The organism is Paraburkholderia kirstenboschensis, assembly GCF_032806925.1.
In the GTDB taxonomy this organism is placed as follows: domain Bacteria; phylum Pseudomonadota; class Gammaproteobacteria; order Burkholderiales; family Burkholderiaceae; genus Paraburkholderia; species Paraburkholderia kirstenboschensis.
On the sequence record NZ_CP136511.1, the window covers coordinates 1,162,029 to 1,175,398 of the forward strand.

Sequence of the window (13,370 nt, forward strand, 5' to 3'; positions counted from 1 at the left end):
ATATGGAAACTTCTTCTGGTGTTGGCCGCGGGCGTCTCGACTGCGTCGAGCGGATTTTTGGCCGCGCGCGCGGTGTGGTGATCGGCGTGGTTCACTGTCCGGCTTTTCCCGGCTCGCCGCGCTATCAGGGTGCCGCGAGCGAAGCGCTGTACGCCACCGCGCGTGCCGATGCGCTCGCATATGCGAGCGGCGGCGTCGACGGCCTGATCATCGAAAATCATGGTGACGTGCCGTTCTCGAAGCCCGACGATATCGGTCACGAGACGTCGGCGTTCATGGCGGTGACGGCGGATCGCATCGCGCGCGAAACCGGCCTGCCGATCGGCATCAACGTGCTGGCGAATGCGGCGATTCCCGCGCTGGCCATCGCGGCGGCGGGCCAGGCGGCCTTCGTGCGCGTCAATCAATGGGCCAATGCGTATGTCGCCAACGAAGGGCTGATCGAAGGCGCGGCGGCCAACGCGCTGCGTTATCGGGCGCGGCTGCGCGCGGACGGCATCAGCGTGTTCGCAGATGCGCACGTCAAGCACGGCGCGCATGCCATCGTGGCGGATCGCGCGCTGGAAGAACTGGTGCGCGACGTGGAATTCTTCGACGCCGACGCCATCATCGCCACCGGTCAACGTACTGGAGACGCCGCCAGCCCCGACTATCTGCGGCAGATTCGTGCGGCGACGACCTTGCCGTTGCTGGTGGGTAGCGGCTGCACGGAGCGCAACGTGGCGGAGATTCTGTCGATTGTCGACGCCGTGATCGTCGCCAGTTCGTTGAAGGTGGGCGGCGTGTGGTGGAACCCGGTCGACGAGGACAAAGTGCGGGCGTTTATGCAGGCGGCGCGGTAGTGCTCGCAAGGTATTGTCACGTTGTGGGCATGTTGCGGGAAATGCAGCGACAATCGTAGAGCGAATCAGGTAAGGACACGCCGTTACCGGCGCGTCCTCCCCTAAGAACTGTACGTGCGAGTTTCCCCGCATACAGCTCAAGCCCCCGCGAAACTGCACAGGCGTGCAGCCGGTCCGCTCAGCTTCAAACGAACCTACGTTTCGTTCAAAGTCGTTGTTCCGCGCAAAAGCGCAGAGGGCGCAGACACCGTTTCCGGTGCTCTCTCATGCTCTCCCTCAATGAACTCAGGCCATAACTCTGCGTCCAGGGACCAGGCGGAAGTCTGCTCGCTTTCGCGCAAGGTGATGTTGCAACCTTTATCTGCGCCATTACAGCGCGGCCTTCGCTTTTTCCGCTTTCTCATACCCGCACAACCGACAGCGTTCCTTGCGGTTCGCCTGCTGCGGGGGCAGTTGTTCGGGCTTACCACGTTCCCATTCCATTACACGACCGGTTCAGGGTTCGCCTTTTCGCCGGTGGACACATGCGACGACGTGCTCTGAATTACTAGCAGGGCAACCGTCCACCTACCTTTTGGTCAATGCCTATCAGCAGCTTTGGCATCTCTGACATGACGACGTTTATCAGCGATTCACCTACGTTACCCATGCCGGCCAGCCTAGCGTCTCAGCCCACATCGCTGCTTGGAGCGTCTATGCCACGTCTCGCGACGGGGCACACTTTCGGACTACATTGTCGGAAGGGCTTCAACCAACGTCGTTACCAACGATGATTGCCTTCCTAGGCTACCGCTGGTCGTACAGCGGGTTCACTGTCATGCAAGTCCTCCCGCATGATCGAACAATGATGGAATGAGCATGCACTGCGCTCGGCGCCGCCGAGCCTCGTGCTTCGTATCGCACAGTAAAGTTGTCACTTTGCATCAGTGCGCATTAAATTCGTCAACTCACGTTCGTTCTAGACCATGAAATCCTGAGGCGGGTGGTCCACATGGTCGACGTTTTGCGAAGCTTCGAACCGCTCACGCTGCCGAGTCCTCGCGGCGCGCACCGTTATGACGTCTTCAGTCCGAAACTGGGGGCGACGTCTGACGCTGTACAGGCGCAGCGCTCCCGAAGCATGTCTGATGCTCGAAGAGGATCCTGCTGCAAAGATCATCCTGTGAACGGCCTGGCTTCATGGCAGTCGACCGGCAGCGCTGCGTCGTCGATTTCCGGGCAAGGTCTGATGACCATCAATGTCTGGTAGTACTATCGGAAGCGACACCGGCGACGGATCGCCCGCGGGGTCGTCTTGACTTCGACCCGGAAGCCTTCGCCGTGCGGCACATTGATGCAGCCGAAAGGGCAGCTGCGCGTGTGTGGACCGGAAACTGGCAGCGTATGCTAACCGTGTTCGTTCCGAAGACGGTGACATCGAGCGCTACGGCTCATGGCCGCTTCGGTAAGGAAGACTTCATTTACGACGCAAAGACGAACGAATATCGGTGCCCGGCAGGCGAGCGGCTCATCTGGCGATTCTCGACCGTTGAGCGCGGCCTGAAACTCAGTAAGTATTGGAGTTCGAATTGCCAGCAATGTTCGCTAAAAGGGGACTGCACGCCGGGCCCTCAACGTCGCGTGGCACGCTGGGAACACGAAGCTGTTCTGGACGAGATGCAGGCGCGACTTGACCATGCGCCTGAGATGATGCGCATCCGGCGACAGACTGTCGAGCATCCATCTGGCACGATCAAGGCGTGGATGGGTGCACCCCATTTCCTGACAAGAACCATCGAGCGGGTGAGCACGGAGAAGAGCTTGCACGTGCTCGCGTACAACATGAAGCGGGTGATCAAGCTACTCGGTTCAGAAACGCTTATGAAGGCGATGCGGGCGTGACGCCCGCATGGGGTTGTTGAGCCTGTGCAATATGTGCGGTTGTGATTTGACCCGTCGACTCGACATCGCCGGCATAAGGCCGCGCGCAAGTGTCGACGCTTAGCGCATGCACACGCGGACGAGCTTGCCGACTGTGATCAGCGCCTTTTCGATTTCCGGCGACCACGTATAACTGTAGTTGAGCCGGATGAAATTGCGGTAGCTGTTCGTCGTGGAGAACATGTAGCCCGGCCCGATCGTAATGCCTTGCTGGAGCGCAAGCTGGTAGAGCTTCATCGAGTCCACGTTTGGCGGCAACTCGACCCAAAGCACATACCCGCCCATCGGATGCGACGTGCGCGTTCCTTCGGGGAAAAACCGCTTGACGATCGCAGCCATGAGGTTCGCCTGCTGCGCGTACACCTTGCGCACGCGGCGCAAGTGATGCTCGTAGCCGTCGTGCTCCAGGTATTCGGCAATCGCGAACTGCGGGATCGACGGTGTCGTCAGCGTGTTGAGGAACTTGAGTTTTTCCACTTGGTCCCGGTAACGACCCGGGATCGCCCAGCCGATCCGATACGCGGACGTCAGGCTCTTCGAGAACGACGCACAGTGCAGTACGAGCCCCTTCGTGTCGTAGGACTTGAGAGGAGCGGGATGCGAGTCGCCGAAGTACAGTTCGTTGTAGACGTCGCTTTCTATGGCTGGAACGTCGTGCCGCTCCAGCAGTTCGACCAGCTCGCGCTTTTTCTCGTCGGGCATCTGGAACCCGAGGGGATTCTGGAAATTCGGCATCACCATGCACGCGGCGATGCGGCGGGTGTCGAGAAGCCGAGAAAACACACCGATATCAATTCCTTCACGAGGATGCGTCGCGACTTCGATCGCGCGCATTCCCATCCGCTCGATCGCATGCAGCATCGCGTAGAACGTCGGCGACTCGACGGCCACCGTATCACCCGGTTTCCCAACCGCCTGCAAGCAGAGATTGATAGCCTCGGTCGCACCGAGCGTCACGACAATCTCATTGGGATCCACCGACACGCCGTTCTCCAGGTACCGCCGCGCGATTTGTCGGATCAATTGCGGATTCCCCGGTGGCAGTTCGTCCGTCACGCCCCATTGCGTCTTGCGGCGCGTGATGTTGTACGCGTAGCGGTTGATCTTGTCGAACGGGAACAGCTTCGGATCGGGGTAAGGCGAGCCCAGCGGCGTCGCCGACTCGGCGCCGATCGAGCGCAGCGTCGACAACACGAGCCGGCTCACGTCCACGTGCGCGGACACCGCGATCGGCTTCGAAGTCAGCAACTCGTTCGCAGCCTTACTGCCCGCACCGTCCGGCGTGAGACGAACGAAGTACCCGGATTGCGGGCGGCTTTCGATGATGCCCTTGCTTTCGAGCAGCAAGTACGCGTGGATCACCGTCGTGATGCTGAGCTTGTGATGCTGGCTCGTCTGCCTAACCGAAGGAATGCGATCGCCGTGCCGAAGCACGCCGCGCAGAACCTGGCCTTCGATGTCCGCCGCCAATCTTTCGTATAGCTTCATCGACCCCCTCCAGCTAGCGCGGCCCGCGCACCACCCTGGCGCCAGTTGTGTCGCCGCCCCATCTTTTGACAGTCGACTGTACCCTTTTAGAGCACAGTTTACGGGCCTAGGCATCGTACTAGAACTGTACTCTTTCCATCGCCGCGAATGTGTGCGCTTCGCGCTTGGCCGAACGCTCTTAACCTTAAGTCACAGCATGCGCCAAGCGATACGCCCGACATCCGGGACGCAGGCAAAGCGTAAAGTCTACGGAACCGACGTCATGGAAAAATCCAAGCCACAGGGTCGCATCGAGCCCTATCACCACCCCGCCGCCGGCTGGGGCGCACTGAAGTACGTTGCCATCAACCTGATCAAAGAGAGGGTTGCGGGCGGCAACTACAAGACCCTCTTCAAGCAGAACCAGTCTGATGGTTTCGATTGTCCCGGCTGTGCGTGGCCGGACCGGCAACATGCTTCGACCTTCGAGTTCTGCGAGAACGGTGTGAAGGCGGTTGCCGCTGAGGCGACCAGCAAGCGGGTGACGCCCGCGTTCTTCGACGAGTACACGGTCGAAACGCTGATGAAGCAGACCGATTACGAACTCGAGCAGCACGGCCGGTTGACCGACCCGATGGTCTATAACGCGCTCTCCGACAAGTACCAGCCGATCTCCTGGGACGACGCGTTCCGGCTGATCGCGAAGCACCTGAATACGCTCGGCAACCCGGACCAAACGGCGTTCTACACGTCGGGCCGCGCAAGCAACGAAGCCGCATTCCTGTATCAATTGTTCGTGCGCATGTACGGCACCAACAACTTTCCGGATTGCTCGAACATGTGTCACGAGGCGACGAGCCGCGGCCTGCCCACCACGGTGGGCGTCGGCAAGGGCACGGTCACGCTCGACGATTTCGAGCTCGCCGATACGCTGCTGATCTTCGGCCAGAATCCCGCGACCAACCATCCGCGCATGCTCGGCGAGCTGCGCGAATGCGCTAAACGCGGCGCCACCATCGTGTCGATCAATCCGTTGCGTGAACGCGGGCTCGAGCGTTTCTCAAGTCCCCAGCACCCACTGGAGATGCTGACGATGTCGAGCACGAAAATCGCGTCGACCTTTATCCAGCCGAAGCTCGCCGGTGATTTCGCGCTGCTCAAGGGCGTCGCGAAGCGCGTGATCGAACTCGATGACGAAGCGCTCGCGCAAGGCAGCGAACGGATTCTTGACGTTCCGTTCATCGAACGGCACACGTCCGGCTTCGAGGCCTTCGCAACCGATCTGCGCGCCGAAAGCTGGACCACACTCGAAGCCGAATCCGGTGTCGCCCGCGAAGACATCGAAGGCCTCGCCCGCATCTACGTCAACGGCAAGCGCGTGATCGCGACCTGGGGCATGGGCCTCACTCAGCACAAAAACTCGGTCGCGACCGTGCACATGCTGTCGAACCTGATGATGATGCGCGGCAATATCGGCCGCGAAGGCGCGGGCCTGTGTCCGGTTCGTGGCCACTCGAACGTGCAGGGCAACCGCACGGTCGGCATCGAAGAGCAGCCGTCGCAAGAATTCCTTGACCGCCTCGGCAAGGTGTTCGATTTCGAGCCGCCGCGCGAGCACGGCTACGACGTCGTCGAAACGATCGAAGCGATGCTCGAAGGCCATGTGAAGGTGTTCCTCGGCCTCGGCGGCAACTTCTCGATCGCGACACCCGACACGCCGCGCACGTGGGATGCGCTGCGCGCCTGCGACCTGACCGTCCATATCACCACCAAGCTCAACCGCAGCCATCTTGTGCACGGCAAGGACGCGCTAATCCTGCCGACCCTCGGCCGCACCGAAATCGATATCCAGGATGGCGTGTCGCAAGGCGTGAGCGTCGAGGACTCGATGAGCATGGTCCACATCTCGTACGGCATGAACACCCCGGCGTCGAAGAACCTGATGTCGGAAACAGCGATCGTCGCGCACATTGCGAGCGCGACGATCGGCAGCGCGAAAGTCGACTGGCTCGGCTACGCAAAGGATTATTCGCGCGTGCGCGACGCGATCGAGAGCGTGCTCGACGGCTTCGAGCACTACAATGAACGGATCGCGCATCCGGGCGGCTTTCACCTGCGCGTCGCTTCCCGCGAACGCGACTGGCAGACGCATACCGGCAAGGCCAACTTCATCGTCCATCAGATCGAGGAGGACACCCCGATCCGGCGCGCGAAGAAGCTGCACGGCGAACGCGTGATGACGCTGATGACGACCCGTTCGCACGACCAGTACAACACCACGATCTACGCGCTCGACGACCGCTACCGCGGCGTGTTCGGGCAACGCCGGGTCGTGTTCGTGAACCCCAAGGACCTGGCGATGCTCGGCTTCAAAGCCGGCGATTGGGTCGACATGACGACCGTGTGGGACGACGGCATCGAACGCCGGGCCGACTCGTTCCTGCTCGTCGAGTACGACATTCCGCGCGGCTGCATCGGCTCGTACTACCCGGAGACGAATCCGCTCGTCCCGCTCTCGAGCGTCGGCGACGTGTGCAACACGCCGACCTCGAAGTCGGTCCCGGTGCTGCTGCATCGGTCCGCGCCTCCAGCCGCCACCGCCGCTGCGTGAGCCCACCGCCTCATGAATTGAGCAGCGCGCCGGCCGGCGCGCTCACCCGATTTCCACTTTTCCCCTGGTGACCGACATGCCACTCGAAGCCTTACATCTCGCGCGCGGCCAGTTCGCAATGACCGCCATCTTCCACATCTTGTGGCCGATTCTGACGATCAGTCTGTCGGCCTTTCTGCTCGTCGTCGAAGTTCTCTGGGTGCGCACGAGCGAGGTTGTGTGGTATCGCCACGCTCGCTTCTGGAGCAAGCTGCTTGTTTTGAATTTTGCCGTCGGCGTCGTGAGCGGCATTCCGATGGAGTTTCAGTTCGGCACCAACTGGGGGCCGTTTTCGCAGTTCACCGGCCAGTTCTTCGGCAATATCCTCGGTTTTGAAGGCGCGATGGCCTTCATGCTCGAGGCGGGCTTCGTCGGCATCATGATGCTCGGATGGGGACGCGTGCCGAAGGGGGTGCATCTGTTCGCCACCTCGATGGTCGCGTTGGGATCGTCGATCTCGGCGTTCTGGATCATGGTGGCCAACTCATGGATGCAGACGCCAGCCGGCGTCGCGGTCGTCGACGGCAAGATCGTCGTAACCGATTATGTGAAGGCAATCTTCAGCCCTGACATGGCCTGGGGCGTGTCGCACATGTGGTTCGCCGCGCTCGAAACCGGCCTTGTGGTCGTAGCCGGCCTTTCCGCCTACTACCTGCTGAAGCGCCGCAATCCCGAGTTCTTCGTGCGTTCGTTCAAACTTGCGCTCGTGTTGCTCGTGTTTATTGCGCCGGTGCAGATCTGGCTCGGCGATTCGAGCGGCGTCGACGTGTTCGCAACTCAGCCCGCCAAGGGCGCGGCGATCGAAGGCCACTGGGAAACCAACGCGCCCGGCACCGGCGCCTCCTGGTCGCTGCTCGCATGGCCCGACAAGGCGAAACAACGCAATGACTGGTCGATCGAAGTCCCCGGCCTGCTGAGCGTCCTCGGCACGCACAGCCTGCACGGCCAGGTCAAAGGTCTCGCGGACATTCCGGTAGTCGACCAGCCGCCGATGCTGCCGCTCCTCTACTACACGTTCCGCGCGATGGCGGGCATCGGCTTCCTGTTCATGGTCCTTGCTTTCTGGACGACATTCGCGTTGCGCAAGGCGCGCGGCCGGCTCGATGCGCTGCTCGCGCAACGCAAGTTGCTGCTCGCATGGGTGCTGGCCATTCCACTGCCTTATATCGCGGTCGAATGCGGCTGGATCGTGCGCGAAGTCGGACGACAGCCATGGGTCGTGTACGGATTGCTGCGCACCGAACACGCGGCCTCCGCCATCTCTCCCATTGCGATTACCGGCAGCATGGTGATGTTCGCCGTCTTCTACGCGGTGCTGCTCTCGTCGTTCTTCTACTTCGCGCGCCGCTGGCTGAAGAACGGACCCGACGTCACGCTCCCCCCCCCCCCCCGGCCGAGCCGTCACATCAGTCCGTCGCGCACACACCGTCGAGTATTGATCCGACGACGCCTCCATTCAAGTTGATCGAGCAAGGTTACCCAAAATGAATCCAGTCACCGCTGAAAGTTTGCTTAGCCATGCGTGGTTTGGCCTGATCGGGCTGATGCTCGTGCTCTATGTGATCACCGACGGCTTCGACCTCGGTGTCGGCATCCTGAGTCTCTTCCGTTCGAAGGAATCCGACCGAAACCTGATGATCCAGTCAATCGGGCACGTCTGGGACGCCAACGAAACGTGGCTCGTCGTGCTCGGCGGCGCCCTCTTCGGCGCATTCCCGGCTGCGTACGCGATGTTGCTGTCGGACCTGTACGTGCCTGTGATGGTGCTGATCGCTAGCCTGATCATGCGCGGCGCCGCGATCGAATTTCGTCACGCGGCTACGGGCGCGCGGCCGATATGGGACCGCGTGTTCGGCATCGGCAGCCTGCTTACCGCGGCGTGCCAGGGTGTGATTCTCGGCAAGGTCATCACCGGCATGTTGCCGGGCGGCCTTCACGCGGGATTCGTCGCGATGACCGCAATCGGCGTCGTGTCCGGCTATGCGCTGCTGGGCGCCACCTGGCTCGTGAAGAAGACCAATGGCCGGCTGCAAGCGGCTGCACGGCGCTACTCGATGATCGCGGTCGTCACAACCGTCGCCGCCGCCATCGTGATCTCGATCGGCACGCTGATGGTGAGCCCGATCGGCGCCGAGCGTTGGGCACAAGCCGGAGTGTTCCATGTGCTGGTCGGCCTGGCGATCGTCGCAGCGCTGGCCTTCTGCTACGTGCTCTATTCGGTGCATATAGGTGGCGAGCACGGCCCGTTCAACGCGTCAATGGTCCTGTTCGTCGCGTCGTTCGCCGGCCTCGCTGTCAGCCTCTTCCCGTACATCGTGCCGGGACAGTTGAGTATCGCGTCTGCCGCATCGAACAGCAGCACGCTCATCTTCATGCTGATCGGCATCGGCACCGTGATGCCGATCATGATCGGCTACAACCTGTACCAGTATCACCTGTTCCGCGGCAAGGTCATCCCGGTCCACCATTGATCGACAACCTTACACCAGCAAACATCGGAGCGCTAAGTGATCGTCAGGCCCCCACATAACTGGTTCCGCATGCTGTTCGTGTGGTACGGATCGGTACTTCAATCGATCATCCCGCAACTGGCCCTCCTGACGCTGGTGGGAGTACTGGCAGTCATCGCCCACCGGGACAATTTCGGCCCGATGATTCCGCTCAACACCACGCCGTTCACGCTGTGCGGTGTCGCGCTCACGATCTTCCTCGCATTTCGGAACAACGCGAGCTAGGACCGCTTCTGGGAGGCCCGGCGCCTTTGGGGGAATATCCTCATCTCGGCGCGGAATCCGACGTCGCAAGCGCTGTGCTACGTGCCGGACGATGCGCCGGAATTCGACCGGACCGAGTTCGTGCGCGGGATCATCGGCTTCGTCTATGCGCTCAAGCATCAATTGCGCAAGACCGATCCCGCGCCCGATCTCCAGCGCTACGTCGGCGCCGAGCGCGCCCGCGCGCTGCAGGCCAAACGCTATCGGCCCACGGCGCTCCTGAACGAGGTCCGGCATGCGGTGAGCAAGTTGCAGCGGCGCGGCGCGATCTCCGACACGCAGGTGTGGATGTTCGACAACCAGCTGAACGAGCTGGGAACGATGGTCGGCGGCTGCGAGCGGATCGCGTCGACACCGATCCCCTACCCGTACGGCGTGCTGCTTCATCGCACCGTGTACTCCTACTGCTTGCTGCTGCCATTCGGCCTGGTCGATTCGATCGGCATCGCGACCCCGCTCATCTCGGTGTTCGTGTCTTACACGCTGATTGCGCTCGAGGCGATCGCAAGCGACGTCTCAGAGCCCTTCGGCGTTGCGCCGAACAACCTGGCGCTCGACGCGATAACCCGCAATATCGAGCGCACGCTGCTCGAACTGTGCGACGAAGCGCTTCCTGCCGAAACGAAGGCCGGCCGGCGCTACCAGCTGACGTAAACGCGGGCTGCATCGCGCGTCCGCGATTCTGTAGCTTGCCGATTCAGACCGCTCTGTACCCTCCCGCCGGCCACCGCTTGCGTACGATGCCTCATACGCAATGCGGGCCGGCTCAAGCGCGACGCCCTACACTCCACTGCCGTGAAGGAGAAAAGATGTCCTGCGATTTAGCCACCGAACAGACAGGAAGCGTTTCTCGCCCGATCGTTCGCCGCCGGCGAGGCCTGTCGACGGCCATCATGCATCGTGTCGTCGAGGAATTCCCGGTCGCGCTCGTCTTCAACGGCATTTCGCACGCGGTCATGATGGCGACCCCACTCGATCTCGAAGCATTCGCGGTGGGCTTTGCGCTGACCGAAGGGATCGTCGAGCGCGCCGCCGACATCTACGATCTCGAAGTCGTCGTGCACACCGACAGCGCAGAGGTGCAGCTGACGATTGCACAACCGGCGTTGCAGCAATTGAAAGGCAAGCGGCGCGCCCTCGCCGGCCGTACCGGCTGCGGCGTATGCGGGATTGAAAGCATCGAATTGCTGGATCTGCAACCGCAGAAGATCGCACATCGAAACGGTGCCGCCGACGTATCGCCTTCGGCGATCGAATCAGCCGCGCGCGAACTACCGGACCGGCAGATCCTCATGCGCGAGACAGGAGGAATCCACGCTGCGGCGTGGTGCAAGCCCGACGGCTCCATCGTCGAAGTGTTTGAGGACGTGGGTCGCCACAACGCGCTCGACAAGCTGATCGGCGGTCTCGCTCTCCGCCAGGAAGACATGCAGGACGGCTTCGTCTTTCTGTCGAGCCGGGCGAGCTACGAGCTGGTGCGCAAGACGGCACGAATGAACATTGCGTTGCTCGCCGCGATATCGGCGCCGACCTCGCTCGCGATCGACATCGCTCAACGTGCCCGCATGCGTCTCTTGAGCTTCTGCCGGCAAGACGGCTTTGTCGAGTACACGGCGAACGACCCTCCGGGTCCAGTGAGCCAACCTGTATCGACGGCAACCGTTCGCAAGAATGCAGCACAAGCCAGCGGACCAAACCCAGCCCCATGTGACATGGGCTCTGACCAGCGGGCCTAGTGCTGTGGCTGGCGCAGAATGACCGGCCTCGGCTTAATCCGAACTTCCGGGATGGCCGACGAGGCGACGGGTCAACGTGGCGAATGAAGGGCCGCTTCATGCCCTGAGGTAATCAGTCAAGTTTTTTGGGCGGGAAGTTGTCCAGCCTGTCCGTGTGTTGCCGGACGCATCGGACCCATCTCGACCCCATATAGTGACGTTCGTCAGTATCGCGTCGACCGGCAGAGGATCGGCCATACCGTGGCGTTGCACTCGACACCGGTCGATGCCCAACCGGGGCAAGGGGCAATAGGTCAGGTGAGACCCTGCGCCGCAGTGCGTATGGGGCGGACAGGATCTATGCTTATCCCGTCTGCTCCATGTACTTCCTCAGCATATGGATTCGGCCCGCCAGCTCAGGCGGGCTTTTTTTTATTTCAAAACGGAGAGTAAAACGTGTCGCACGAACATGCCCCCCATGACGAAGCCATCGAACACGCAGCGCGTGCAGGCGATCCTCTATCACGTTGGGTAGCCGTTTTCACTGCGATTCTTGCTGCCATCGCGGGTCTTTTACATTATGAAGAAGGGGTGTTGCAGACGCAGGCCTTACTATTCAAGAACGAGGCCGTGCTGCTGCAAAGCAAGACCAGCGACGAATGGAATCTTTACCAGGCCGAATCCAGTAAAGGTCACATGATGGAGATCGCTGCCGGATTGTCCGGGCACGAAAAGCAGGGGTACTATCGCGATCAGATCAGCAAGTACGAGAACCGAAAGAAAGATATCTCAGCGAAGGCGCATGAGATGGAACAGCAGGTAGCCGAAGCGAACCTGCAATCGGGGCACAAGGAGCATCCGCAGCACATGTTTGGTCAGGCGCTCGCGCTAATCAATGTGGCTATTTCGCTAGCGGCGGTTACGTCGTTGACAGGCAGTCGAAAGCTCTTCGTCGTGGCGGCCTGCTCAGGAGCTGTGGGTATCGGCGTGTCTATCGCTGCCATTTTGCACATATGATTCGGCTTTCCACGTCTGTGGCGCCCGCAAGAGGCATGGCGGTGTGATTGAAAAACACGGCCTGTCTCGGCGTACGCGCAACGGCAAGCATAGTTGGAGTGCAGGCAGCAGATTTGTCGGTAGCGGCTGTTCGCGACAACGCGGGGGAGACGCTCCCACGAACGGCGGCTTTCGCCGATGCCCCGACCATCACTATCCGCGCATGAATGATGATCATGTAGCCGGCCTCCTCGCCGCGATTATGCGGCGAGGGTTAAAGTGTTTGGGGCTAAGCTGACGTTCGAACGTCTATCCTGCGACGCCTCCTCGGGGCTCTTCTCATGCGGCTTCACTGTGGAACGGATCACCATCATCTTGTTGAGCAAGTCGAACGAGAACGGCGCGCCGAAGGAAAGTCCGGATGCGGTGACGAACCAGCCCAGATAATTGTCGCCGCCCACCTCGAACAGGAAACGCTCATTGCAGGCCGCCCAAGTCATGGCTGAGATCTTCGAAAAAAGTAGAGAAACAGGCGTGTGGAATGTGGACGGTGCGGGTACGAATGGTTTGCGGCGGTTGTTCGGCGGCCCGATGCGCGCGGTTACGTTGGGCACGCTCAGCGCCGCCAGGGGACGCCTCGAACAATTTAAAGCCGGGCTCGCTCCACCAACGGAGAACGTGCGTCCGGATGGCCATTCTTGCGTCGATTGGAACAACGTTTTGTCTTTATTAGGGTTTTCACTTAGACGCCGGAGGCCTAGAGTTGTTTTCAGCGCTATGAGATCGACTTTGGCCGCCCGTAAGACCCGCGGTTAGAAGCCGTTTGCACACTTGAAAATCATCATGAAACGAATCCACACACATCGAAGACTTTTCCGCTCTCGACGATTGGGCACCTTTGATTCCCGAGTGGCAAGCCTTCAGGCCCGAAGCCGATGAGCCCTGCCCGATCAAAGGGAGTGCGCCGACTGACGCGGGCTCAGGCGGTGAGATAGGGTTCGGAAAC

Annotated in this window: 8 protein-coding genes and 2 pseudogenes; 8 read left to right on the forward strand and 2 right to left on the reverse strand. The window is 61.1% G+C overall.

The annotated features are described in order from the left end of the window. Positions 1–2 precede the first annotated feature (2 nt). Positions 3–842, forward strand: a complete 840-nt coding sequence (locus RW095_RS05780) for a BtpA/SgcQ family protein (protein WP_317015059.1) — start codon at positions 3–5, stop codon at positions 840–842. Between the two features lie 1,386 nt (positions 843–2,228). Continuing rightward, positions 2,229–2,723, forward strand: a pseudogene (locus tag RW095_RS05785) (transposase); the annotation flags it as partial. 99 nt (positions 2,724–2,822) lie between these two features. Here RW095_RS05785 and RW095_RS05790 read toward each other — a convergent pair. Next, positions 2,823–4,250: an aminotransferase-like domain-containing protein gene (locus RW095_RS05790; protein ID WP_317015060.1), complete on the reverse strand. Its 1,428-nt coding sequence runs from the start codon at positions 4,248–4,250 to the stop codon at positions 2,823–2,825. Positions 4,251–4,512: 262 nt separating this feature from the next. Between RW095_RS05790 and RW095_RS05795 the strand changes: the two genes are divergently transcribed. The 6 genes and pseudogenes from RW095_RS05795 (at position 4,513) to RW095_RS05820 (ending at position 12,385) form a co-directional block, all read left to right on the forward strand. Next, positions 4,513–6,840: an FdhF/YdeP family oxidoreductase gene (locus RW095_RS05795; protein WP_317015062.1), complete on the forward strand. Its 2,328-nt coding sequence runs from the start codon at positions 4,513–4,515 to the stop codon at positions 6,838–6,840. Between the two features lie 76 nt (positions 6,841–6,916). After that, entirely contained in the window at positions 6,917–8,344 is a 1,428-nt protein-coding gene (locus RW095_RS05800) for a cytochrome ubiquinol oxidase subunit I (RefSeq protein WP_317015063.1), read from the forward strand. Positions 8,345–8,363: 19 nt separating this feature from the next. After that, positions 8,364–9,350 carry a cytochrome d ubiquinol oxidase subunit II gene (cydB, locus tag RW095_RS05805; RefSeq protein WP_317015065.1) on the forward strand — a complete coding sequence of 329 codons (987 nt, stop codon included), beginning with the start codon at positions 8,364–8,366 and terminating at the stop codon, positions 9,348–9,350. Between the two features lie 36 nt (positions 9,351–9,386). Further along, positions 9,387–10,307: pseudogene (locus RW095_RS05810) on the forward strand (bestrophin family protein). Positions 10,308–10,462: 155 nt separating this feature from the next. After that, positions 10,463–11,389, forward strand: a complete 927-nt coding sequence (gene fdhD / locus RW095_RS05815) for a formate dehydrogenase accessory sulfurtransferase FdhD (protein WP_317015067.1) — start codon at positions 10,463–10,465, stop codon at positions 11,387–11,389. Between the two features lie 435 nt (positions 11,390–11,824). Further along, positions 11,825–12,385 carry a DUF4337 domain-containing protein gene (locus tag RW095_RS05820; protein WP_317015068.1) on the forward strand — a complete coding sequence of 187 codons (561 nt, stop codon included), beginning with the start codon at positions 11,825–11,827 and terminating at the stop codon, positions 12,383–12,385. Between the two features lie 239 nt (positions 12,386–12,624). Here RW095_RS05820 and RW095_RS05825 read toward each other — a convergent pair whose 3' ends face one another. Further along, positions 12,625–12,978 (reverse strand): hypothetical protein, encoded by a 354-nt coding sequence (locus RW095_RS05825; RefSeq protein ID WP_317015069.1) that lies wholly within the window; start codon positions 12,976–12,978, stop codon positions 12,625–12,627. Between the last annotated feature and the right edge of the window lie 392 nt (positions 12,979–13,370).